At 71.9% G+C, this 23202-nt stretch carries 21 protein-coding genes; 10 read left to right on the top strand and 11 right to left on the bottom strand.

The window, feature by feature from the left end; genetic code table 11:
• Positions 1 to 96: 96 nt before the first annotated feature.
• Complete coding sequence (locus tag ABZU91_RS26855) at positions 97 to 648, bottom strand: TetR/AcrR family transcriptional regulator (protein ID WP_355246005.1); 552 nt, start codon at positions 646 to 648, stop codon at positions 97 to 99.
• 84 nt (positions 649 to 732) lie between these two features.
• On the opposite strand from ABZU91_RS26855, the gene ABZU91_RS26860 reads away from it, so the two are divergent.
• From ABZU91_RS26860 to ABZU91_RS26875, 4 genes are all read left to right on the top strand, one after another.
• On the top strand, positions 733 to 1179 hold the full coding sequence (locus ABZU91_RS26860) for a DoxX family membrane protein (RefSeq protein WP_355246008.1): 447 nt from the start codon (positions 733 to 735) through the stop codon (positions 1177 to 1179).
• A 24-nt stretch (positions 1180 to 1203) separates the two neighbouring features.
• Positions 1204 to 1686 carry a MarR family transcriptional regulator gene (locus tag ABZU91_RS26865; protein ID WP_355246012.1) on the top strand — a complete coding sequence of 161 codons (483 nt, stop codon included), beginning with the start codon at positions 1204 to 1206 and terminating at the stop codon, positions 1684 to 1686.
• On the top strand, positions 1680 to 3413 hold the full coding sequence (locus tag ABZU91_RS26870) for an ABC transporter ATP-binding protein (RefSeq protein ID WP_355246015.1): 1734 nt from the start codon (positions 1680 to 1682) through the stop codon (positions 3411 to 3413). Before ABZU91_RS26865 ends, ABZU91_RS26870 begins: the two co-directional genes overlap by 7 nt.
• 164 nt (positions 3414 to 3577) lie before the next feature.
• Entirely contained in the window at positions 3578 to 5500 is a 1923-nt protein-coding gene (locus ABZU91_RS26875) for an ABC transporter ATP-binding protein (protein ID WP_355246187.1), read from the top strand.
• Positions 5501 to 5539: 39 nt separating this feature from the next.
• Here the strand turns inward: ABZU91_RS26875 and thrS are convergent, their stop codons facing one another.
• Positions 5540 to 6757, bottom strand: a complete 1218-nt coding sequence (gene thrS / locus ABZU91_RS26880; RefSeq protein ID WP_355246018.1) for a threonine--tRNA ligase — start codon at positions 6755 to 6757, stop codon at positions 5540 to 5542.
• A gap of 506 nt (positions 6758 to 7263) precedes the next feature.
• Between thrS and ABZU91_RS26885 the strand changes: the two genes are divergently transcribed.
• A complete protein-coding gene (locus ABZU91_RS26885) occupies positions 7264 to 7890 on the top strand; it encodes a DedA family protein (RefSeq protein ID WP_355246021.1) in 627 nt (208 codons plus the stop codon).
• Between the two features lie 148 nt (positions 7891 to 8038).
• On the top strand, positions 8039 to 8674 hold the full coding sequence (locus ABZU91_RS26890; RefSeq protein ID WP_355246024.1) for a DUF998 domain-containing protein: 636 nt from the start codon (positions 8039 to 8041) through the stop codon (positions 8672 to 8674).
• Here ABZU91_RS26890 and ABZU91_RS26895 read toward each other — a convergent pair.
• A complete protein-coding gene (locus tag ABZU91_RS26895; protein WP_355246026.1) occupies positions 8652 to 10055 on the bottom strand; it encodes an NAD(P)H-quinone dehydrogenase in 1404 nt (467 codons plus the stop codon). The genes ABZU91_RS26890 and ABZU91_RS26895 overlap by 23 nt on opposite strands.
• 106 nt (positions 10056 to 10161) lie before the next feature.
• Between ABZU91_RS26895 and ABZU91_RS26900 the strand changes: the two genes are divergently transcribed.
• A complete protein-coding gene (locus ABZU91_RS26900; RefSeq protein WP_355246029.1) occupies positions 10162 to 10617 on the top strand; it encodes a gamma-glutamylcyclotransferase in 456 nt (151 codons plus the stop codon).
• Positions 10618 to 10689: 72 nt separating this feature from the next.
• Here the strand turns inward: ABZU91_RS26900 and ABZU91_RS26905 are convergent, their stop codons facing one another.
• The 6 genes from ABZU91_RS26905 to ABZU91_RS26930 form a co-directional block, all read right to left on the bottom strand.
• Positions 10690 to 11649, bottom strand: a complete 960-nt coding sequence (locus ABZU91_RS26905) for a GNAT family N-acetyltransferase (RefSeq protein WP_355246032.1) — start codon at positions 11647 to 11649, stop codon at positions 10690 to 10692.
• A 76-nt stretch (positions 11650 to 11725) separates the two neighbouring features.
• Complete coding sequence (locus tag ABZU91_RS26910; RefSeq protein WP_355246035.1) at positions 11726 to 12136, bottom strand: type II toxin-antitoxin system VapC family toxin; 411 nt, start codon at positions 12134 to 12136, stop codon at positions 11726 to 11728.
• Positions 12133 to 12411 carry a type II toxin-antitoxin system prevent-host-death family antitoxin gene (locus ABZU91_RS26915; protein WP_355246037.1) on the bottom strand — a complete coding sequence of 93 codons (279 nt, stop codon included), beginning with the start codon at positions 12409 to 12411 and terminating at the stop codon, positions 12133 to 12135. Before ABZU91_RS26915 ends, ABZU91_RS26910 begins: the two co-directional genes overlap by 4 nt.
• Positions 12412 to 12474: 63 nt before the next feature.
• Entirely contained in the window at positions 12475 to 13209 is a 735-nt protein-coding gene (locus ABZU91_RS26920) for a hypothetical protein (RefSeq protein ID WP_355246039.1), read from the bottom strand.
• A 97-nt stretch (positions 13210 to 13306) separates the two neighbouring features.
• On the bottom strand, positions 13307 to 14278 hold the full coding sequence (locus tag ABZU91_RS26925; protein WP_355246041.1) for a hypothetical protein: 972 nt from the start codon (positions 14276 to 14278) through the stop codon (positions 13307 to 13309).
• Between the two features lie 4 nt (positions 14279 to 14282).
• Entirely contained in the window at positions 14283 to 14915 is a 633-nt protein-coding gene (locus ABZU91_RS26930; protein WP_355246043.1) for an MBL fold metallo-hydrolase, read from the bottom strand.
• 93 nt (positions 14916 to 15008) lie between these two features.
• On the opposite strand from ABZU91_RS26930, the gene ABZU91_RS26935 reads away from it, so the two are divergent.
• A complete protein-coding gene (locus ABZU91_RS26935; protein ID WP_355246190.1) occupies positions 15009 to 15965 on the top strand; it encodes a DUF4349 domain-containing protein in 957 nt (318 codons plus the stop codon).
• On the opposite strand, the gene ABZU91_RS26940 is transcribed toward ABZU91_RS26935, so the two are convergent.
• Complete coding sequence (locus ABZU91_RS26940; protein WP_355246046.1) at positions 15922 to 17181, bottom strand: amidohydrolase; 1260 nt, start codon at positions 17179 to 17181, stop codon at positions 15922 to 15924. The two genes, ABZU91_RS26935 and ABZU91_RS26940, sit on opposite strands and share 44 nt — an antisense overlap.
• Before the next feature lie 441 nt (positions 17182 to 17622).
• Positions 17623 to 19206 (bottom strand): methylmalonyl-CoA mutase family protein, encoded by a 1584-nt coding sequence (locus tag ABZU91_RS26945; protein WP_355246048.1) that lies wholly within the window; start codon positions 19204 to 19206, stop codon positions 17623 to 17625.
• 206 nt (positions 19207 to 19412) lie between these two features.
• On the opposite strand from ABZU91_RS26945, the gene ABZU91_RS26950 reads away from it, so the two are divergent.
• Together ABZU91_RS26950 and ABZU91_RS26955 are read left to right on the top strand one after the other, a co-directional pair.
• Positions 19413 to 21476 carry a serine/threonine-protein kinase gene (locus ABZU91_RS26950; RefSeq protein ID WP_355246050.1) on the top strand — a complete coding sequence of 688 codons (2064 nt, stop codon included), beginning with the start codon at positions 19413 to 19415 and terminating at the stop codon, positions 21474 to 21476.
• A gap of 48 nt (positions 21477 to 21524) precedes the next feature.
• Positions 21525 to 23192 (top strand): phospho-sugar mutase, encoded by a 1668-nt coding sequence (locus ABZU91_RS26955; RefSeq protein ID WP_355246053.1) that lies wholly within the window; start codon positions 21525 to 21527, stop codon positions 23190 to 23192.
• Positions 23193 to 23202 lie beyond the last annotated feature (10 nt).

Below are 23202 nucleotides of genomic sequence, written 5' to 3' on the forward strand. Positions count from 1 at the left end.
AGCCGCTTCGCCAGGGTGTACGGGAAGCTCCGCTTGCCCTGCTCGTAGCCGTTGCGCATGACGGAGGGTGGGGGCGGGGGGCGGGGGTTCGGGGGGTTAGGGGGTTAGGCGGGCCAGGACTTCGCGGGCTGCTGTGCGGGGGTCTTCGCCGACGCGTTCCGGGAGGGCGCCGGCCAGCCAGAGGGTGGCGAAGCCGTGGGCTATCGACCAGGCGGCGAGCGAGTCCCGGTCGGTGTCGGCGCGCGCACCACGGGCGGCCACCCCCGAACGGAGGGCCGTTCCGGCGCGCTCGCGAGCGGCGGTCAGCTCGGGGTCGTCGGGTCGGTGCAGCTCGGGCCGGAACATCACCTCGAAGTACGCGCGGTGCGCCACGGCGAAGTCCACGTACGCGACGCCGGCCTCCAGCAGGTCGTCGCCGGCCGCGACCAGCGCCTGGGCCAGCCGATCGAAGCCCTGGGCGGCGAGGGCGGTGAGCAGGCCCGCCTTGTCGCCGAAGTGGTGGGCGGGCGCGGCGTGCGAGACGCCGGCCCGGCGGGCCAGGTCACGCAGGCTCAACGCGGCAGGTCCGACCTCACCGACGGCCTCCAGCGCCGCGTCGAGGAGGGCGCGGCGAAGGTCGCCGTGGTGGTACGCACGCGTCTCGGTCATGCCCGAATCCTAATCTTGTCATTGACAAGATGCCATCGTCGGGCGCAATCTTGCCACTGACAAGTTCTCGCGAGGAGGATTCCGATGGCACCCCTGATCGCCCTGATCGTCGGCAGCGCACTGGCCCGACTGGTCGGCCTGGCCGGCGTCTCCGCACTCGACGGTTGGCATCCCGCACTGCGGGTGGGCCTGGCCCTGATGTTCGTGGTGACCGGCATCGCGCACTTCGTCGGCAAACGCCGGGCCGACCTGATCGCGATGGTCCCACCCCGCCTACCCCGGCCGGATCTGCTGGTCACGCTCACCGGCGCGCTGGAGTTGGCCGGCGCGGTCGGGTTGCTGATTCCGGCCACCGCCCGCCTCGCGGCGGCCGGCCTCGGCCTGCTCATGCTCGCGATGTTCCCGGCGAACGTCTCGGCCGCGCGCCGAGGGCTGCTCCTCGCCGGCCGTCCGGTCACCCCGCTGGGGCAGCGCACGGTTCTGCAACTTGTGTTCGTCGCCACCGCTGTCGGTATTTCGTTTGGGGCCTGACTATCAGGGAGCTAACCTGCTCCCGTGGAACTCGTCACCCTCCAGGATGTGCCGCTCGGCCGGCTGCTGGTCGTGGCCGGGCACCTCGTGGGGCAGCGGTGGAACCGTTACCTCGCCGAGGAGCACGGCCTCACCCAGGCCGGCATGATCACCCTGATGACGCTCGCCCGGCACGGCGAGCTGCCCCACCGCCAGGTCGCCGAGAAGGGCTTCGTCCGCCCGGCCACCCTGACCGGCATCGTCGACACCCTCGAACGCGACGGCCTGGTCGAGCGGCAGCGCGACGACAGCGACCGGCGCAGCATCCGACTCGCCATCACCCCCGCCGGCCGGGAGCGGGTGGCCGCCCTCGGCGCTCTCATGCACTCCGGACGCCCGCTCACCTCGATCGACGCCGACCCGGCGAAGGCTCAGGTGATCCGGGAGTTCCTACTCGAAGTCATCGGCAGCGGCCACGACCCGCAGATGACCGGACGACCCACCGACGCGGAGGAACCGTCGTGCTGATCCAACTGTTGCGCGATCAACTGCGCCAGTACCAGAGACCACTGCTGGCGGTGGTGCTGCTCCAGTTCGTGGGCACCATGGCCTCGCTCTACCTGCCCAGCCTCAACGCGGACATCATCGACAAGGGCGTGGCGCGGGGCGACACCGGCTACATCGTGCACACCGGCGGCTGGATGCTGCTGGTCAGCCTGATCCAGATCGTCTGCTCGATCGCCGCCGTATACCTCGGCGCGCGGGTCGCGATGGGCTTCGGCCGGGACGTCCGCGCCCGACTGTTCGCGCACGTCAACCGCTTCTCCGCCCGTGAGGTGGCCCGGTTCGGCGCACCGTCGCTGATCACCCGCAACACCAACGACGTCCAACAGGTGCAGATGCTCGTGCTGATGAGCTGCACCATGCTGGTCGCCGCGCCGATCATGAGTGTCGGTGGGGTGTTCATGGCGCTGCGCGAGGACATCGGGCTCTCCTGGCTGATGCTGGTCAGCGTGCCGGTGCTGGCCGTCGCGCTGAGCGCGATCATCCGGCGGATGGTGCCGGGCTTCCGGCTGATGCAGACCCGGATCGACACGGTCAACCGGGTGCTGCGTGAGCAGATCACCGGAATCCGGGTGGTCCGCGCGTTCGTCCGCGAGCCGTACGAGACGGACCGCTTCGGTGTCGCCAACGCCGACCTGACCGCCACCGCCCTACGTACCGGACGGTTGTTGGCGTTGATCTTCCCGGTGGTCATGCTGGTGCTGAACGTGTCCAGCGTGGCGGTGCTCTGGTTCGGCGCGCAGCGGGTCGACTCGGGCGCGATCCAGATCGGGGCGCTCACCGCCTTCCTGGCGTACCTGATGCAGATCCTGATGGCCGTGATGATGGCCACCTTCATGCTGATGATGGTCCCTCGCGCGGCGGTCTGCGCCGAGCGGATCGTCGAGGTGCTGGACACCGACTCCTCGGTGGTCCCCGCCGCCGCGCCGGTCACCGAACTGCCCAGCCGGGCCGAGCTGGAGCTGCGCGGGGTGCGCTTCCAGTACCCGGGCGCGGTCGAACCGGTGCTGCGGAACATCTCCTTCACCGCCACCGCCGGCACCACGACGGCGATCATCGGCAGCACCGGCGCCGGCAAGACGACACTGCTGTCGCTCATCCCCCGCCTGGTCGACGTCACCGACGGCGCGGTGCTGGTCGACGGGGTGGACGTCCGCGAGTTGGAACCCGACGAGCTGTGGCGACGCATCGGGTTGGTGCCGCAGCGGCCGTACCTGTTCACCGGCACGGTCGCCAGCAACCTGCGCTACGGCAACCCGGACGCCACCGACGAGGAGCTGTGGGCGGCGTTGGAGATCGCCCAGGCGCGCGACTTCGTGGCCCAGATGCCCGGCGGGCTGGACGCGCCGATCGCACAGGGCGGCAGCACCGTCTCCGGCGGGCAGCGCCAACGCCTGGCCATCGCCCGGGCACTGGTCCGGCAGCCGGAGATCTACCTGTTCGACGACTCGTTCTCCGCGCTCGACCTCGGCACCGACGCACGGCTGCGGGCGGCGCTCCGGCCGATCACCGCGCAGTCGGCGGTGGTGATCGTGGCCCAGCGGGTGTCCACCATCGTCGACGCCGACCAGATCATCGTGCTCGAGAACGGAGGAGTCGTCGGAGTGGGACGACATGCCCAGTTGTTGGAGACCTGCCCGACGTACGCCGAGATCGTGGCCTCCCAGCAGACGGCGGAGGTGGCGGCATGAGCGGGCGCGACGAACCGCGGACCCCGGCCGTACCCAGTCAGAAGCCGGCCGGCGACGCCCCGACCGCGACCGACGGGGCGCCACAGCCCGGCGGCGACACGCGGACGCCGAAGCGGCTGCCGCCGGGCCGGCCTGGTGGCGGCCCGCCCTGGATGAGCGCGGGGATGCCCGCCGAGAAGTCGATGAACTTCGGACCGTCGGCCCGACGACTGCTCGGCCGACTCCGCCCACACCGCCTGCACCTGGGCGCGATCATCAGCCTCGCCCTGGTGAGCGTCGGCTTCAACGTGGCCGGCCCGAAGATCCTGGGCCACGCCACCGACCTCATCTTCACCGGGGTGATCGGCAAGCAACTGGAACCGGGCACCACCGTCGACCAGGCCGTCGCCGGCGCGCGGGCCAGCGGCAACGAGAGCTTCGCCGACATGCTGGCCCGGATGGACGTGGTGCCCGGGGTGGGCATCGACTTCGACGCCCTGGGCCGGGTCCTGCTGCTGGTGCTCGGGCTCTACCTGGCGGCGAGCCTGCTGTCGTGGTGGCAGGGTTGGCTGCTCAACGGTGTCGTCCAGCGCACCGTGCTGCGGCTGCGCGCCGAGGTGGAGGAGAAGCTCAACCGGCTGCCGCTGCCCTACTTCGACAGGCAGCCGCGCGGTGAGCTGCTCAGCCGGGTCACCAACGACATCGACAACATCTCGACCAGCCTCCAGCAGACCCTCAGTCAGCTGCTCACCTCGCTGCTCACCGTGGTCGGCGTGCTTGCCGTGATGTTCTGGATCTCGCCGTTGCTGGCCCTGGTGGCGCTCGTCGCGGTGCCCCTGTCGGTACTGGTCACGCAGCGCATCGCCAAGCGGTCCCAGAAGCAGTTCATCGCCCAGTGGACGCACACCGGCGAGTTGAACGGCCAGATCGAGGAGGCGTACACCGGGCACGAGCTGGTGAAGGTCTTCGGCCGGCAGCGCGAGGTGGAGGCCGCGTTCCACGCGAAGAACGAGGAGCTGTTCCGGGCCAGCTTCGGCGCGCAGTTCATCTCCGGGATCATCATGCCGTCGATGATGTTCATCGGAAACCTGAGCTACGTGGCCATCGCCGTGGTCGGCGGCCTGCGGGTGGCCTCCGGCACGATGAGCCTCGGTGACGTGCAGGCGTTCATCCAGTACTCCCGCCAGTTCACCCAGCCGCTCACCCAGCTCGCGTCGATGGCGAACCTGCTCCAGTCCGGGGTGGCGTCGGCCGAGCGGGTCTTCGCGGTGCTCGACGCCGACGAGCAGAGCCCCGACCCGGCCCAGCCGGCCCGGGTCGTCGACCCGCACGGCCGGGTCAAGTTCGAGGGCGTCTCCTTCCGGTACGCACCGGACAAGCCCCTGATCGACGACCTTTCACTGGTCGCCGAGCCGGGACACACGGTGGCGATCGTCGGTCCGACCGGTGCCGGCAAGACGACCCTGGTCAACCTGGTCATGCGGTTCTACGAGCTGGACGCCGGCCGGATCACGCTCGACGGTGTGGACATCACCACGATGCGCCGCGACGACCTGCGTGGACGGATCGGCATGGTCCTCCAGGACACCTGGCTGTTCGGTGGCACCATCCGCGACAACATCGCCTACGGCCGCCCCGACGCCACCGAGGAGGAGATCGTCGCCGCGGCCCGGGCCACCTTCGTGGACCGGTTCGTGCGCAGCCTGCCCGACGGCTACGACACGGTCATCGACGAGGAGGGCAGCAACGTCAGCGCCGGCGAGAAGCAGCTCATCACCATCGCCCGGGCGTTTCTCGCCGAGCCGTCCCTGCTGATCCTCGACGAGGCCACCAGTTCGGTGGACACCCGTACCGAGGTGCTGCTCCAGCGGGCGATGGCGGCGCTGCGCTCGGACCGGACGAGCTTCGTCATCGCGCACCGGCTCTCCACCATCCGCGACGCCGACCTGATCCTGATGATGGAGGACGGCCGCATCGTCGAGCAGGGCACCCACGAGCAGTTGCTCGCCGCCCACGGCGCGTACCACCGGCTCTACCGCTCGCAGTTCACCGGTGCCGCGGTGGACGAGGAACCGGCCGCCCCCGCCGCGCAGCCCGCGTCGGTCTGAGGGCGGCCGGTCGTGCACGCAACCAGATCGGCGGGCGGGTCAGCCCGGCGGAAGCAGGTCGGCCGCGCGGGCCGCGACCTGCCCGCCGATCAGGGCGAGCGCGGCGTCGGCGGGCATCGGGGCCAGGGCCCGGCCGTCGCGCAGTCGCAGGGCGAGCGCGCCGCCGGCGACCTCGGCGGCACCGAGCACCCCGAGGTACGGGACGCGGCGGCGGGTCGCGTCCCGGACCCGGGCGCCCAGCGAGCCGGCGGCGTCCACCTCGACCCGCAGGCCGGCGTCGACGGCCCGCCGGGCCAGGTCGGCGGCCGCGTCGGCCTGCCCGTCGCCGACCGGCAGCACCACCAACTGCACGGGCGCATACCAGGCCGGGAACGCGCCCTCGTGCGCCTCGATGAGGTACGCGAACAGCCGTTCCATGCTGCCGACCAGGCTGCGGTGCAGCATCACCGGCCGCCGCCGGCTGCCGTCCGAGTCGGTGTACGACAGGTCGAACCGCTCCGGCTTGTCGAAGTCCACCTGGATGGTGGAGATGGTCGATTCACGGCCAGCCGCGTCGACGATCTGAATGTCGATCTTCGGACCGTAGAAGGCGGCCTCTCCCGGGGCCTCGACGTACTCCACGCCGGCCAGCGCGTCGCGGAGCAACTCCTCCGCGTGGGCCCACTGCGCGTCGTCGCCGACGTACTTCTCCCCCGCCCCGCGCAACGAGAGCCGGAACCCCGCCGGTCGTACGCCGAGCGCGGCGTGCGCGGCGCGCATCAGCCGGAGGATCTCGGCGACCTCCGCGCCGACCTGCTCGGGGGCGCAGAAGGTGTGCGCGTCGTTGAGGGAGATGGCGCGTACCCGGGACAGTCCGCCGAGCACCCCCGAACGCTCCGAGCGGTACATCCCGCCCAACTCGGCGATCCGCAGCGGCAGCTCCCGATAGGAGCGCCCGCGCGCCCGGAAGACCAGCGCGTGGTGCGGGCAGAGCGCCGGCCGGAGCACGAACTCGTCATCGGCGCTGAGCCGCAACGGCGGGAACATGTCGTCGGCGAAGTAGCCGAGGTGGCCGGAGAGTTCGAACAGTTCGCGCTTGCCCAGCGGCGGCGAGTAGACGTGCTGGTGGCCGGAGCGGCGCTCCAACTCCCGGACGTACTCCTCGACGGCGTGCCGGGCGGCGGCGCCGGCCGGCAGCCAGATCGGCAGGCCGGCGCCGGCCAGCGGATCGGAGACGAACAGGTCCAGCTCACGGCCGAGCTTGCGGTGGTCGATCATGTTGGGCTCCTGGATCGGGTACGACCCGGAGGCGACCTGGGCACCGAACGCCGAACGGCCCTCGGGGGCGGATCGCCCCGGGGCCTGGTCGACGGTGGTTACGTCAGAGCGGCACGCCGGGGACACCCGGCGTCGTCGTCATCACTACCGCGCTGCGCATACGGCGACGCTACCCGTCGGGCGGTCGTGGACGCACCCGGATTTGCGGCGGTGGGCAGGGAGGCGGGCCGCCGGCGCGGGACCCGCCGGCGGCCCTGGGCGGCCCGCGTCGTCAGGAACGGGGGACCCGACGTGCTGGGCCGCGCCGACCACGGTACGCCGACGAACGCCGATCCGGCGACCACCTCGGGCCGGGCTGGACCCGTCACCAGCGGGTGCCCGCCTCGTTGGAACAGGGTGGCCCTGTGGTGTCGACGGTCACGACACCACGGGGCTGTCCATGGTGACGCCCGCCACGCCGTCAGGCTCAAGACACCCAATCGGCCGCATCCGGCGAGGTGGCAGGCGTGCCTGAACTACTGACTGACGTCGCATCGCCGACGTGGGCGTATCTGGTGCTGCTCGGGCTCCTCATCGCCGACGCCTTCGTACCCGTCATCCCCACCCAGATCGTCATGATCACCAGCGGTGCGCTGACCGTGTACGGAGGGCTCAGCCTGCCGGTCACCATCGCCGTCGGCGCGCTCGGCGTCTTCGCCGGTGACCTCGCCTGCTACCTGCTCGGCCGCGTCGCCCCCGACCGGCGGGCACCCCGGCACGCCGAGCTCAGCCGCGCCCGCCGCGTCGCCAGCCGGGTCACCCAGGGGCTCCGACAACCCGGGCCGCTGGTGATCCTGCTCTGCCGGTTCGTGCCCGGCGGGCGGATGGCGGCCTGCTTCTCGGCCGGCCGCAGCCGCTACCCGTACCGGCTGTTCGCGCTCTACGAGACGATCGCCGCGCTGGGGTGGGCCTCCTACGGCGCGCTGGTCGGGCACCTGGGCGGCACCGCGCTCACCGAGTCGGCCTGGCGGCTGGCCATCATCGCCGTCGCCGCGGCGGCCGGCTTCGCTGCGGCGGGATGGGCGATGACAGCGGTCAGCGCCCGCCACGCCCGCGCCGCCGCCGAAGTTCCCCTCGACGAAGCGCGTTTGTAGATCTTGGAAAGTTTCCGTCCGATGCGAACGGAAACTGTCCAAGATCTCGGGGAGAGCCGGTCCGAGAGGTTCCTAGGGGTGGGTTTTAGGGGCGAAGCCGGTGGCGGTCCCGGATCTGGCTGGGGTGTGCACGGCGACAGGCTGAGGCATGCCTGGAACCCGGAATACCGGCCTGCTGGCCCTCGGCGGGATCGCCGTGGCGGCGTTGCTCACCGTGATCGGTCACCTGGAAGTCAACGACGACCTCAACCCGTGGGCGCTGACCATCAGCGACTTCGCCGTCTCCGACCGGGGCGGTGTCATCGACGCGGCCATGGTGGTGCTGGCGCTCACCACGGTGGCCCTCCTCCACGGGCTGCGGCGCACCGACCCGCCACGATCCGGTCGAGCGATCGAGCTGCTGCTCGGCGCGTGGGTGGCGGGGCTGCTGCTGGCAGCCGTGGTGCCGACGAACGAGCCCGGCGCCACCATGACCACGTCCGCCTACGTGCACCGGTACGCGTCGGTGGTCGCCTTCCTGGCGTTGCCGGTCGGCGGCTGGCTGCTGGCCCGGCGCCCCGACCTGACACCCGCCGCCCGGACGCTCCGCACCCTCGTCGTGCTGAGCCTGGTCCTGGCGGGCGGGATGGTGTGGTCCGCCTACCCCGGCGACCGCCTGCTCATCGGGCTCGCCGAACGCCTCCTGATCCTCACCGAGGTAGCGGTCCTCGCGACGGTAGCGCTGACCCTCACCCGGCGTTCACCCGACGAGGACGGTGCGCTCACTCCAGCTCGTGGAGCATGAGCTGACGGGCGGATTCCGTGATCGAACCGGAGAGGCTCGGATAGATGGTGATCGTCTGGGCCAGCTCGTTGACCGTCAGATTGTTCTCCACAGCCATCGTGATGGGCAGGATCAGCTCGCTGGCCTTCGGGGCGACCACCACGCCGCCGATCACCTGGCCGCTGGCCGGGCGGCAGAACAGCTTCACGAAACCATCGGAGAGGTCGTCCATCTTGGCCCGGGCGTTGCCGGACAGCGGCAGCATCACCTGCCGGGCCGGCACCTTGCCGGCGTCCACCTCGTCCTGCGAGACGCCGACGGTGGCCAGCTCCGGGTCGGTGAAGACGTTCGCGGCGACGGTCCGCAGACGCAGCGGGCGGACGGCCTCGCCGAGGGCGTGCCACATGGCGATCCGCCCCTGCATGGCGGCGACGCTCGCCAGCAGCAGCACACCAGTGCAGTCACCGGCGGCGTAGACGCCGGGAACGTTCGTCCGGGAGACCCGGTCGACGGTGACGTAACCGCCCCGGCCCAACTCCACGCCGTACTCGGCCAGGCCCAGGTCGGCGGTGTTCGGGATCGAACCGACCGCGATGAGAGCGTGCGAGCCGGTGACCTTGCGGCCGTCGGACAGCTCCACCTCGACCCCGTCCGCGGTACGCCGCACCGCGTCGGCCCGGGAGTTGTTGAGGATGTTCATGCCCCGGTTGCGGAACACCCGCTCGATGGCCGACGCCGCGTCGGCGTCCTCGTGCGGCATCACCCGGTCGCGGCTGGAGACCAGGGTGACCTCCACCCCCATCGCGAGGTACGCGCTGGCAAACTCCGCGCCGGTCACGCCCGAGCCGACCACGATCAGGTGCTCCGGCAGCTCCGGCAGGTCGTACACCTGACGCCAGGTCAGGATGCGCTCACCGTCAGGTACGGCGGTGGGCAACTGCCGGGGCGTCGAGCCGGTGGCCACCAGCACGGTGGACGCGGCGATCGAGTACTCCTCGCCGCCGTCAGCGGGCGTGATGACGACCAGGTGGGTGTGCCCGAGCGCGTCCTCGCCGAGCCGGGCGGTGCCGGCCACGAAGGTGACCCCCGCCTTGAGCAGCTTGGCGTGGATGTCGGCGGACTGCGCCAGCGCCAGCCGCTTCACCCGCGCGTGCACCGCCTGGGCGTCGACGGTCACCGCCTCCAGGCCGTCCGAGTGCACGCCGAACTCCTCGGTGTCCCGATAGCCGGTGACCACCTGAGAGCTGGCGATGAAGGTCTTCGACGGTACGCAGTCGGAGAGCACGCAGGCCCCGCCCGCGCCGTCGGCCTCGACCACGGTGACATCGGCGTCCAGTTGGGCGGCGACAAGTGCCGCCTCGTACCCGGCCGGCCCACCGCCGATGATCACGATCCGGCTCACAGCGTTCGCCCTTCGTTGGTGCTCACAGTGACTTTCTTCTCCCGAGCGCATCCGACACGCACAGTCGTATTCTCCCCCACCCATCCGTCGGGCTATCGTCATCGCCGTGGGTCATCACGCCGCCTACGGCTCAAACCTCGATCCGTCCCGAATGCGGGCCTACTGCCCGCACTCGCCGATGGTCGGCACCGGCTGGCTGGAGGGGTGGCGGCTGACCTTCGCCGGTGCGGACGTGATCGGCTGGGAGGGTGCGGTGAGCACCGTCGTCGAGTCCCCCGGCGACCGGGTGTTCGTGGCGATCTACGACATCCACCCGTACGACGCGGCCCAGCTCGACGAGATCGAGGGTGTGACCGCCGGCACGTACCGCAAGCTGCACGTGCGGGTCTCCACCCTCGACGGCGACGTCACCGCGTGGATCTACGTGTTCGACGGGTACGAGGGCGGCCTGCCGACGTCGTGGTACCTGTCCGAGATCGCGAACGCCGCCGAGAAGGCGGGCGCGCCGGACGACTACGTCACCGAGCTGCGGTCCCGCCCCACCGGCACCGCGTCCCCATAGCGCGTATCGCACGCCCCCAGTCTGCAACCGTCGCCGGCTCCGACGCCCGCCGGGCCCGGCCGGGGTCGCCAATCACACACCGACGGCCGGGACGACCCGCTCGTACATGTCGCTCCACCAGGTCTCTCGCAGGCCCACCGACCGGTAGAGCGACAGCGGCGCGGTCGGGTTGGTGAGGTCCACGCCGAGGCCGGCGGACTGCCGTCCCTTGTCGGCGTAGCGGGCGAACGCGCGACGCAGCAGCGCCCCGCCCACCCCACGCCGGCGGTACGCGGGCAGCACCGACAAACTCTTCACCCAGCCCTGCTGCTGGTCGAGCGCCTGGTCCGAGGACTGCAACGCGCCGGCGAGCACCCCGTCCACCTCGGCGACGAACCACTCGTCCCAGGCGGTCACGTCGCCGATCCGCGCCCGCCACCGCTCGTACGACAGTGGCTCGTGGTCCGGGGTGTCACGGAAGGCGGTGTCGTGGACGCGGTGGAACTCCCGCAGCTCGGTCTCGTCGTTCGAACGGACCGGTCGCACCGTGACGCCGGGCGGCGGCGTGGGCTCCGGTGGCAGGTCGGCCAGCGAGCGGCGCATCCGGACGTACCGCTTGACCAGTGTGAAACCGGCGGCCCGCAGGGCCCGCTCCCAGTCGCGTTCCGGGGCGAACACCGCGCAGCGGACGGTGAGCGACGGCAGTCGGCGCTCCGCGGCGCGCTCGGCGACCCGGTCGAGCTGGCGGGCCAGCAGCGGCGCGCGGAGGGTGGCGGCCCGCTCCGGGTCGACGTAGACCTCCACGAACTCCCGGCCGACCCCGGTCGGGTTGTCCACCGTCGCCCAGGCGACCACGGTGCCGTCCGGGTCGAGCGCCAGCCAGGAGTCCCGGGTCGGGTCGAAGTGCGGGGCGGTCAGCGACTCCTCGACGTCCTCGGCGTCGAAGTCGGGATGACCGATGGCGAAGGTGTCGGCGGCGTGCACCACCGCGAGGATCGCCGGTACGTCGTCGAGTGTGGGCCGGCGCGCGGACCAGCCGGCGGGAAGGGTCACGGCAGGAGATCCTGACAGCCGACGGCCGACCGCGCCGCCCATTTACGCCGGGCGGGCGGATGCACCGACCCGTGAATCAGTTCTGACCGGGGCTCGCGACGGGTAGCCCTGCTTCCTTGGCGCATTCGAGCAGTCGGCGATCGTAGGTGACGAAAGCGACGAGTGCGGTGCCGGACTCGTTGGTCAGGAGCTGGGCGGTGGCCAGGTGGATGGCATCGAGACTGCGGAGCATCGGCTCGGCGAACGCGGCCGCGGTGGCGCGGATCGTAGTGTCGATCTCCAATCGAAAGAGCCGTCCGACGGCCGCGGGCACGCCGACCAACGCCTGCGGAGCGGATCGGCGCAGGGCCCGAGGCACCTCCACCTCGACGAGGGCAGAGGACACCAGCGGCACGTCGGGATGGGTGTTGAGCCAGGAGACGAGATCGGCGCTGCACGCCTCCTGCCTGACGAGCTTCACGACGGCGGCGGAATCGAGATAGATCACCAGCGCTCCTCGTCCCGCATCGCGGTGAGCGTGGCCGCCACGTCGACTTCCTCGTCGCCCAGCTTCGGTGGAAGTGGTACCGGTCCGCCGCCGGTGGGGGCGACGGCCCGGCCGGACGCCACCAGCTTGGCCAGCATCGACCTGTCGTCGCCCACGGGCACGAGTCGGGCGATCGGGTGACCGCGGTCGGTGATCTCGACCGTCTCGCCGCCGCTCACCCGTGCCAGTACCTGACTCGTGTTCTGGTTGAGCTCCCGGACACCGATGCGTTCCATAAACACAAGTGTAGAACCAGATGTTCTACACTTCCACCTCTTCCTGTCCGTCGATCGGGTCATTCAGGCGCGGCCGGCGCGGGTGTGGTGCAGCAACTCCACCAGCTCCGCGCCGTCGGCGGGGCCGAGCGCCGCGAACGCCGGCGCGGCCAGCCGGTTGGTCACCGCCTCCGCCCACAGCCGCCGACGCACCAACGGCCCGACCGGGGGGTACGGGGGCGGCCATCCGCACGCCACCGCGCCGGCCTCGCCCTCCGGCCCGGCGAGCACCGCCTCCAGCGGAGTCATGCCGGCGGCCCGTACCGCCAGCAGGTAGGCGCCCGTGAAGTGTTCACGGAGCAGTCGCAGTCCCGCGGCGCTCCGCGCGCCCGGCGACCCGTCCGGCAACGGCATGGCCCGCCACGCGGCGAAGAGCGGCATGCCGCTGGCGTCCGCGGCGGCGACCGCCCGTTCGACGAGGTCGGCCAGACGCTCGGCCCCCGGCAGCGGTCCCAGCTCCTGCGTCCCCCACCGACAGCACTCGGCCAGGCTCGCGGCGGCCACCTCGGCCGGGTGCAGGACCCGGGCGGCGGCGTCCCAGCCGTCGGCGACGGCGTCCGGCGCGACGAAGCCGATCGCCGCGGCGGCCGTCTCCGCGCGTACGTCGCCGAGCGCGCCGGCCCGACCGCTGATGTAGAAGGCCCAGCCGGAAATGCCGAGCAGACGCGCCCGACGCAGCGTGCTCGGACACCTGCTGAACCCGTCGCCGAGGTCGAGGACGACGGGTTTGCTGGCGGCGGCGATCTGCTCCGGCGTCATCCGGCCGCCATCCGCGGGCCCCACCGCACAGCGATGGCACTCGGCCCCGGGACAGCCGGCTCCGGACGGCACACCCGCTCGTCGTCATCCATCGATGTCAGTCTGCCGCCCCACCGCCCGCGTCCGCATCCCCCTCTTCGGCCGCCAACGCCTCCACGGCGGCCTCGACCTCGCCCGCCCGCCGACGGGCCACGGTGACCGCCCGCTCGGCTGCGCGTCGGGCCAGCTTGGCCCGGCTCAGGTCCTGCTCCGCCACCGCGCGCCGGCGCTCCAGCTCGGCCAGCTCGGTCTCGATACCGTCGAGTACGCCGATGCCGTCGCGCTCCTGCCCGGCGGCCTCGGTCAACTCGTCCTCGGCCCGCTGCTGGTCGACCCGGGCACGCTCCAGCTCGCGATCGAGCGCGCGACGGCGGCGGGCACGCTCGGCTCGGGCCGCCCGCTGTGCCGCCCGTTCGGCCTGCGCGGCACGCTCCCCGGCCCGGTCGGTACGGCGAGTCGGCTCCGGACTCTCCCGCTGGACGACCGGGCGACCGGCCGGTGGCTCCTCCTCGTCGCCGGTGACGAGCCGCAACTGTGGTCGGGGCACCTCACCGAAACCGGCGTAGGTGGCCGAGCGGAGCAGACGCCCCGCCCGTACCTGCTCGGCGACATCGGCGTCGGAGAGTGCCGCGTTCAGGGTCGCCTCCACCTCGGCCAGTGGCAGCCGGCCGGCGGGCGGCGCCTCGGGCTCGGCCGCGGCGAGCGTGCGGACCTCGGCTACCAGGGCCGCGACCACCGCCCGGCGCTGGGCGGACAGTTCCCGCAGCCGCGAACCGCGCAGCTCCCGCTGGGCCGCCCGCAGCGCGTCGGCCAGACCGACCAGGTCGGCGACCAGCTCGGGACGTTCGATGGCGAGCAGGTTGACCAGCCAGGCGGCGACGGTGGGGCGGCGCAGTCGGGCCAGTTGCCGGGCCGTGGTCGGATCACCGGCCCGCCGGGCCTCGGCCACCGCGGCGTCCCGGGCGGCCACGAACCGGTCCGGTGGCGTGCGGTAGAGCTGCCGCACCAGCTCCACGGAGGGGCCGGGCATCGCGTCAGACGTCCACCCGGGTACCGGGCTCCAGACGCTGGTACTCGGTGCCGGACATCGCCGCGTACTGGCGGTTCAGCACACCCAACCCGTTGGTGTTGAGCAGGGCGTCGTGCAGGGCGTACGCGCGGCGCGGGGCGACCGCCCGGATGAAGTCGAGCACCTCGGAGAACTTCGACCAGGGGGCGTGGATCGGCGCGAAGAGCGTATCGACGGGCGTCTCCTCCGGTACGACGAGGGAGTCGCCGGGGTGGTAGACCACGTCGTTGATCAGGTAGCCGAGGTTGTCGATCACCGGGAGGTCCGGGTGGATGACCGCGTGCCGCCCGCCGTACGCGCGGACCGCGACACCGGCGGCGGTGAACGACTCGCCGGATTCGACGGGGCACAGCGCCTCCGCCGCGTCGCCCAGCGTGTCGGCGAGCGAAGTGGGCCCGTAGATCGGGAACGGCCGCCGGTCGAGCTGGAGACGCACCGCGGCCGGGTCGAGGTGGTCCGGGTGCTCGTGGGTGACGAGCACCGCGTCCGCACCGTCCAGCGCTGTCCCGGGATCGCTGAACACTCCGGGATCGACCACGAGCACTCCCCCGTCGTGTTCCACCCGGAGACAGGAGTGGGCGTACTTGGTGAGCCGCATCGTGACTCCTCGACTATCGAATCGTGATGTCCTCAGCGCAGTCTGCCGGAACCAGGCGGCGGGCGCGTCACGTCCGAGCTATCGCCACTGAAGCTGACGACGATGGGAGCGGGGATGGACGGACGGAGAGAACGACGCCGCGGCGGCGCGATACTGGCGGCAGGCACACTCGTGGCGGCGTTGGCCCTCGCGGGGTGCAGCGCCGGCGACAGCGGATCGGCGGACTCGGCGGGCACGGCGGCCGAGGCCCCTCGGGGCGCACTTGACAAGGGCAGCGGCGCGGAAGCGGCGGGGACGGCCGGGGCCGGTGCTCCGGATCTGCGGGTCGACCAGCGGGCGATCATCTACACCGGATCGATGCGGGTGCAGGTGACCGATGTGGACGCGGCGGCCCGTGAGGTCAGCGCCCTGGTCACCCGGGCCGGTGGTTTCGTCGGCGGTGACCAGCGACGCAGCGCCGAGGCCGACGCGGTGGCCGAGCTGCAGTTGCGGGTGCCGGCGGCCAGGTTCTCGGGCGTGGTGGAGGAGGTCGCGAAACTCGGTCGGCAGCAGAGCCGGGAGATCAACACTCAGGACGTCACGGAGGAGACCGTCGACCTGGAGGCCCGGATCATCACGCAGCGGGCGCGCGTGGACAGCGCACGGCGACTGCTCGCCCGCGCCAACTCGATCGCCGACCTCGTGTCGTTGGAGAACGAGTTGGGTCGCCGGGAGGCGGACCTGGCCTCGTTGGAAGCCAAGAAGCGGCGGCTGGCCGACCTGACCGCGCTGTCCACGATCACGGTGGCGCTGGCCGGGCCGGCCGCGAAGACCAGCGAGGAGAAGAACGAGACCGGTTTCCTGGTCGGGCTCAAGGGCGGCTGGAAGGCGTTCGCCACCTCGATGACCGTCCTGCTCACCGTCCTGGGCGCGTTGCTGCCGTGGTTGGTGGCGGTCGGCGTACCGCTGGCGGTCGTGCTGCTGGTGCTGCGCCGGCGACGGAGGCCGCCGGCGCAGACCGCCGAGGTCAGCGCGCCGCAGCCAGTGCCCGCAGCGCGGTCTGCACCATGACGCGTACGCCGGCCGGGATGGCCCGCTCGTCCACGTCGAAGGACGCGCGGTGCAGGTCGACGTTGGGTCCGATACGTCCCACGCCGAGGCGGGCGAGGGCGCCGGGGACGTACTCCAGGTACCAGGAGAAGTCCTCGCCGCCCATGCTCTGCGGCGTCTCGGCGATCCCTTCCGGGCCGAGCGCGGCACCGGTGGCGGCGGTCAGCACCTGGATCGCCCGGGAGTCGTTGCTCACCGGCGGCCGGCCACGCAGGTATTCGAGGTCGACCGTGGCGCCGGTCGGGGCGATCACGTCCCGCACCACCTGAGCCACGATCTTGGGCGCCTTCTCCCAGGTGTCGCGGTCCATCACGCGCAGCGTGCCGGAGGCGGACGCCTCGGAGGGGATGACGTTGTAACGGGTGCCGGCCGAGGCGTGGCCGAACACCAGCAGCAGCCCGCTGTTGGCCGGCACCCGGCGACTGACCAGGGCCGGCACCTCGGTGATCAGCCGGCCGAGGGCGTCGACCAGGTCGACGGTCAGGTGCGGGCGCGCGGTGTGCCCGCCCGGCCCGGAGAGCCGGACTGTGACGTTGTCGGCGGCTGCCGTGATCGGGCCGACCCGCAGGCCCACCTGGCCCACCGGCAGGTTCGGGTCGCAGTGCAGCGCGAAGATCTGCACGACGTCGTCCAGGCCACCGGCCTCGATGACCTCCAGCGAGCCGCAGGGCAGGATCTCCTCGGCCGGCTGGAAGATCAGCCGGACCCGGCCGTCCAACTCGCCGAGGTCGGCGAGCTGGGCGAGCAGCATGCCCACGCCCAGCAGGATCGAGGTGTGCACGTCGTGGCCGCAGGCGTGGCAGACGCCCTCGACGGTGGAGCGGTACGGCACGTCCTTGGGGTCGTCGAGCGGCAGGGCGTCGATGTCGGCGCGGAGCGCGACGATCGGGCCGTCCGGACGGCCGTTGACGTCACAGATCACGCCGTTGCCCTTGGGCAGCAGCCGCGGGTGCAGACCCGCCAGGGAGAGTTCCCGCGCGATCAGGGCCGCCGTCTCGAACTCCGTACCCGACAGCTCGGGGTGCGAGTGAAGGTGACGGCGCGTGGCGATGAGGCCGGGTACCCGAAGGGCGAGCAGGTGGTCCAGGTCGCGGGGCAGGGGCTGGGATCCGGGCAAGGCCTCTAGCCAGGACGACGCCAGCTGGCCGCCCGTGGGCAGCGTCAACGCACTCGTCACGTCGAATTCTCGATCACTAGAGATGGATGGATCATCGGGGACAGCAGACAGCCTAGACCTCCGACGGTGACGCTGCGCAACCTCGTTACGGTGATGATCGGCTCGCGTAGCGTCACGTATGCCCTGCTGAGGGCGCTCATCGAGGTGCGGGATCGCAGGTAGATCGCGTTCGAACGCCGTCATCCGCCCCCTCACCTCCTACAACGCGTAACCGGCCCGAGTGTCCATGAGTCGACGGCGACGCATGGATCTCCACCGCGAATTGTCGCATTAGTCGGGGTGATGAACTGACACTCCGACAATAAGACGACCACGCTCCGCAACGGGCCGGACAAGGACGCTCACATACGCTCGCGCACCCCGACCGCACACCGTGTGCGTTGCGGCGCGCCCTGTCGGCGTACCCCCGGAGCCGGGTCGGCACACCCGGGGCGGTAGCGGTCAGAACCGGTCGGTGGGCCGGTACTGGCCCCACACCTCCCGCAGGGTCCCGCAGACCTCGCCCACCGTGGCCCGGGCCCGCAGCGCCTCCCGCATCGGGTACAGCACGTTGTCCGAGCCGTCGGCGGCGGCCCGCAGGTCGGCCAGCGTCCGCGTCACCGCGTCGGCGTCCCGCCCGGCGCGCAGCCGGGCCAGCTTCTCGGCCTGCACCGCCTCGATCGTCGGGTCGACCCGCAACGGCTCGTACGGCTCCTCCTCGTCGACCGTGAACCGGTTGAGCCCCACCACCACCCGCTCACTGGAGTCGATCTCCTGGGCGATCCGGTACGCGGACTGCTCGATCTCCCGCTTCTGGAACCCGGCCTCGATGGCGTCGACCGCCGAGCCATGGTCGGCCACGCGCTCCATCAACTCCACGGCGGCGGCCTCGATCTCGGCGGTCATCGCCTCCACCACGTACGAGCCGGCGAACGGGTCGACGGTGGCGGTCAGGTCCGTCTCGTACGCCAACACCTGCTGGGTACGCAGCGCGAGCCGGGCGGCCTTCTCGGTGGGCAGCGCGATCGCCTCGTCGAAGCTGTTGGTGTGCAGGGACTGCGTGCCGCCGAGCACCGCGGCCAGGCCCTGCACCGCCACCCGGACCAGGTTCACCTCCGGCTGCTGGGCGGTGAGCTGCACGCCTGCGGTCTGGGTGTGGAAGCGCAGCATCATCGACTTCGGATTGTTGGCGCCGAAGTCGTCACGCATGAGCCGGGCCCAGATCCGCCGGGCGGCGCGGAACTTCGCCACCTCCTCCAGCAGCGTGGTGCGGGCCACGAAGAAGAACGACAGCCGGGGCGCGAAGTCGTCCACCGCGAGCCCCGCGGCCAACGCCGCCCGGACGTACTCGACGCCGTTGGCCAGGGTGAACGCGATCTCCTGCGCGGGCGTCGCGCCGGCCTCGGCCATGTGGTAGCCGGAGATGGAGATGGTGTTCCACTTCGGCACCTCCTTGTGGCAGTACGCGAACGTGTCGGCGACGAGGCGCAGCGACGGCTTCGGCGGGAAGATGTACGTCCCCCGGGCGATGTACTCCTTGAGGATGTCGTTCTGGATGGTGCCGTTGAGCGCGGTGCCGGGGACCCCGTTCTCCTGGGCGACGAGTTGGTACAGCAGCAGCAGCACCGAACCGGGCGCGTTGATGGTCATCGAGGTGGAGACCTTGTCCAGCGGGATGTCGGCGAAGAGCAGTCGCATGTCCTCGATGGAGTCGATGGCGACCCCGACCTTGCCGACCTCGCCGTGTGCGATCGGGTCGTCCGAGTCGTACCCCATCTGGGTCGGCAGGTCGAAGGCGACCGAGAGACCGGTCGTGCCAGCCCGCAACAGTTGGTGGTACCGCGCGTTGGACTCGGTGGCGGTGCCGAAGCCGGCGTACTGGCGCATGGTCCACGGACGGGAGGTGTACATCGTGGGGTAGACCCCCCGGGTGTACGGGAAGTCGCCCGGACCGCCCAGCCGGGAGTCCAGGTCCTCCGGAAGGTCGGCCGCCGTGTAGACGCCCTTGATCGGGAAACCGGACTCGCTTGACCGCGGTTCGCTCATCCCCGGATGGTAGGACGCCCTGGCCCGAGGTCGGGTGAGGGATACCGCACAGTGCGTCCCGACCGGTCGACGGGAGGTGAACGCACGGGCACGATCTGTGGACTTCGGTAAACGTCCGCCGCGTCGGCTTTCGCATCGGGCGTCGGAACCAGCAAGATAGGGGGGTTGTGTCCCAGCCCCCCTCGATTTCCCCCGGTGGCTTTTCTGTGACTCAGATCCCGACGTGGAGCGGCGGACAGGTAAGTCCCGCCAGCGGACGAGCAGCGCCCGGCACCACCATCGGTGGCCGGTACTCGCTGCGGTCCGCGGTGGGCAACGGCGGCATGGGCACGGTGTGGCGCGCCACAGACACCCTGTTGCGCCGCGACGTGGCAGTGAAGGAGGTCGTCCTTCCCCCGGGCCTGGCGCCCAGTGACCGCGACGCCATGTACGAGCGGACGCTGCGCGAGGCCCGCGCCGCCGCCGCCATCCAGCACCCCGCCGTGGTGCAGGTGTACGACGTGGTCACCGAGGCCGGTCGGCCGTGGATCGTCATGGAGCTGTTGGACGCCCGCAGCCTCGCCGACATGGTCATCGAGGACGGTCCGGTCGCCCCCCGCGCGGTCGCCAAGATCGGCATCGCGCTGCTCGGCGCGCTGGAGGTCGCCCACGCCATCGGCGTGCTGCACCGCGACGTCAAGCCGGCCAACGTGCTGATCTGCTCCGACGGGCGCTGCGTGCTGACCGACTTCGGTGTCGCCCGGATGCCCACCGACGTGCAGCTCACCACCCCTGGCATGGTGCTCGGCTCGCCGCACTTCATCTCGCCCGAGCGGGCCATGGGCCAGGAGTTCGGCCCGCCGAGCGACCTCTTCTCGCTGGGTGTGACGCTCTACACGGCCGTCGAGGGGCGTCCGCCGTTCGACAAGGGCGACCCGATCGAGACCATGCACGCCGTCGTCGAGGACCCGCCGGCGCCGCCGCAACGCAGCGGTCCGCTGACCCGGGTGCTGATGGGCCTCCTGGAGAAGGACCCGGCCCGCCGGCTGGACGTGCACACCTCCAGGGGCATGCTGCGTGAGCTGCTCGCCGGCCCGCTGGGCAGCACCGCCACCGCCGTGCACTCGGTCACCGACCCGTACGCGGTGGTGCCGGTGCAGCAGCGTCCGGCTCCCGTCCACCAGCCGGCCCAGCCGGAGTCGAAGTCGGACAACCAGATCGGTGGCCGGGCCATGCTCGCCCCGGACGAGTCGCTGACCGACCGGTTGGCCGCGCTGCGCCGGGGCGAGCGTCCCCAGCCGGCCGACGCGAATGCCGCCGCGGCCCTCGACGAGACCAGCGCCGACGCGCTCGCCGGCCCGTTGCACACGCCCACCGGCGCGATGTCCACCTCGGGCCGCCCCGCCGCGGGGCGCACCTACGGAGGCAGCGCGGACGCCACCCAGCGGGTGGACGCCGGGGCGCACCCCGACGCCACGCAGCGGGTCACCTACGGCAACCGGCCCGACGCCACCCAGCAGGTCAACTACGGCACACCGGAGGCCACCCAGCGCATCGGCGGCACCTACGGCGGCGGCAACCAGTGGTCGGTTCCGGGCACCGGTCAGCCCTGGACGACGACGCCGGCCCAGGCCGGTGGTGGCGGCAGCGCCCTGGACAAGGTCCGCGCGACCGGCGGCCAGCTCGTCACCACGGTCAAGGGCTGGCCGCGCAAGGTCCAGCTCGCCGCGGCCGGTGGCCTGGCCGTGGTACTGCTGATCAGCATCGTGGCGCTCTCCAGCGGTGACGACCCGGCGCCGAGCACCCCGCAGGCGCAGCCGACCCCGTCCGCACCGGCGGGCCCGGCCGTCGAGATGCAGGAGCACTCGGCCCGCGGCGTCCAGGTGATGGTGCCCAAGGGTTGGAAGAAGGCCACCGGCGGCTCGTACACCGACTACATCGACCCGGAGGACGACGGTCGCAAGATCCGGATCCTCACCGAGAAGTGGACCGGGACGCCCACCCGCTGGGCGGAGAGCGCGCAGAACTTCCTCCGCACCAAGAGCACCAACTGCAAGAAGCCGTACGAGCAGGTGTCCATCGCCGAGCAGCAGTTGGCGGGCAGCCCGGGCGTCGAATTCGAGTACACCTGCGGCTCCGGTGCCGAGATGCGCCACGGGGTGTGGCGCGCGGTCGTCAAGGACGGTAAGTCCTACTCGTTCTACCTCTCCGCCACCGAGGACGTGTTCGCCGAGAGTAAGCCGATCTTCGACGAGATGGTGAAGACGTTCCAGCTCACCGGAGACGGCTGAGCCGGAGGGAACCGACAGCGGTGATCCGCCGCCGTGCTATCAAGGGGCATGGCGGCGGACACCACTGACATCGACGACATTCGCGAGCAAGCTCGGCGCTGGTTGGCCGACGACCCCGATCCGGCGAGCCGGGACGAGCTGACGGCGGTTCTCGACGGGCTGCCGGCGAGCGCCCCGGAGCTGGCCGACCGGTTCGCCGGCCCACTGACCTTCGGCACGGCCGGCCTGCGCGGTCCGCTGCGCGCCGGCCCGAACGGGATGAACCTCGCCGTGGTCACGCAGGCCGCCGCCGGCCTGGTCACGTGGCTTGCGGCTCAGGGTGGGAACGGCCCGCTGGTGATCGGGTACGACGCCCGGCGCGGCTCCCGTCAGTTCGCCGAGCGCACCGCCCAGGTGGCGACCGGAGCGGGCCGTCCGGCACTGCTGCTGCCCCGACCGCTGCCCACGCCGGTGCTCGCGTACGCGGTACGCCAACTGGGCGCGGTGGCCGGCGTGATGGTCACCGCCAGCCACAACCCGCCGCAGGACAACGGCTACAAGGTCTACCTCGGCGCGGAGCTGGGCGGTGAGCTGGGCGCCGGGGCGCAGATCGTGCCGCCGGCCGACGCCGGAATCGAGGCCGCCATCCGTGCGGTCGGCCCGTTGACGCAGGTGCCGTTGGGCCGGGCCGGCGAGGTGCTCGGTGACGACCTCGTCGCCGCGTACGTCGAGCGGGCCACCGCCGTGATCGACCCGGACGGTCCACGGGACCTGTCGGTGGCGTACACCCCGCTGCACGGGGTGGGTGCGGCGGTGCTGACCGCGGCGTTCGCGCGGGCCGGTTTCCCGATCCCCGGCGTGGTACCCGACCAGGCCGAGCCCGACCCGGCGTTCCCGACCGTCTCGTTCCCCAACCCGGAGGAGCCGGGGGCGGTGGACCGGTTGATCGCGCTGGCCGACTCCACCGGCGCGGACCTCGCCATCGCCAACGACCCGGACGCCGACCGCTGCGCGGTGGTCGTCCGGGACGACCGGCGCGGCTGGCGGATGCTGCGCGGCGACGAGGTGGGCGTACTGCTCGCCGATCACCTGATGCGGCGCGGGGTGACCGGGCTCTACGCCACCACCATCGTCTCGTCGTCGCTACTGCGGGCGATGTGCGCGGCCCGGGGCCTGCCCTACGACGAGACGCTGACGGGCTTCAAGTGGATCGTGCGGGCCGGCGGCGGAAGCGCACCGCTGGTCTTCGGCTACGAGGAGGCGCTCGGTTACTGCGTGGCTCCGGAGCACGTCCGGGACAAGGACGGCATCACCGCCGCGCTGACCGTGGCCGAGTTGGCCGCCGGCCTCAAGGCGCAGGGTCGTACGCTGGCCGATCGGCTGGACGAGCTGGCCGCCGAGTTCGGCGTGCACCACACGGACCAGCTCTCCGTCCGGGTGGACGACCTGCGGGAGATCACCGACGCGATGGCCCGGGTCCGGGCGGCCACCCCGACCACGCTGCTCGATCAGCCGGTCGACAGTGTCCGGGATCTGCTGCCCGAGTCGGACGTGGTGATCCTGCGTACCGCGACGGCTCGGGTGGTCATTCGCCCCTCCGGGACAGAGCCGAAGCTCAAGGCGTACCTCGAGGTGGTGGAGCCGGTGTCCGACGGCGATGTCGCCGCCGCCCGGAGCCGGGCGGGCGCGGCGGTCGCGCTGCTGCGCGCCGAGATCGCTGCGGCCCTCGGCATCTGACCGCGACCGA

Origin of the sequence: Micromonospora sp. NPDC005174 (assembly GCF_040608495.1) — a bacterium.
GTDB lineage: Bacteria > Actinomycetota > Actinomycetes > Mycobacteriales > Micromonosporaceae > Micromonospora.

Excerpts from the sequence above, each read along its gene's own strand:
- thrS (WP_355246018.1), bottom strand. The coding sequence starts at position 6,757 with ATGATCGACCACCGCAAGCTCGGCCGTGAGCTGGACCTGTTCGTCTCC.
- ABZU91_RS26945 (WP_355246048.1), bottom strand. The coding sequence starts at position 19,206 with ATGAGCGAACCGCGGTCAAGCGAGTCCGGTTTCCCGATCAAGGGCGTC.
- ABZU91_RS26925 (WP_355246041.1), bottom strand. The coding sequence starts at position 14,278 with ATGCCCGGCCCCTCCGTGGAGCTGGTGCGGCAGCTCTACCGCACGCCA.
- ABZU91_RS26875 (WP_355246187.1), top strand. The coding sequence starts at position 3,578 with ATGCCCGCCGAGAAGTCGATGAACTTCGGACCGTCGGCCCGACGACTG.
- ABZU91_RS26855 (WP_355246005.1), bottom strand. The coding sequence starts at position 648 with ATGACCGAGACGCGTGCGTACCACCACGGCGACCTTCGCCGCGCCCTC.
- ABZU91_RS26860 (WP_355246008.1), top strand. The coding sequence starts at position 733 with ATGGCACCCCTGATCGCCCTGATCGTCGGCAGCGCACTGGCCCGACTG.
- ABZU91_RS26920 (WP_355246039.1), bottom strand. The coding sequence starts at position 13,209 with ATGACGCCGGAGCAGATCGCCGCCGCCAGCAAACCCGTCGTCCTCGAC.
- ABZU91_RS26955 (WP_355246053.1), top strand. The coding sequence starts at position 21,525 with ATGGCGGCGGACACCACTGACATCGACGACATTCGCGAGCAAGCTCGG.
- ABZU91_RS26930 (WP_355246043.1), bottom strand. The coding sequence starts at position 14,915 with ATGCGGCTCACCAAGTACGCCCACTCCTGTCTCCGGGTGGAACACGAC.
- ABZU91_RS26915 (WP_355246037.1), bottom strand. The coding sequence starts at position 12,411 with ATGGAACGCATCGGTGTCCGGGAGCTCAACCAGAACACGAGTCAGGTA.
- ABZU91_RS26890 (WP_355246024.1), top strand. The coding sequence starts at position 8,039 with ATGCCTGGAACCCGGAATACCGGCCTGCTGGCCCTCGGCGGGATCGCC.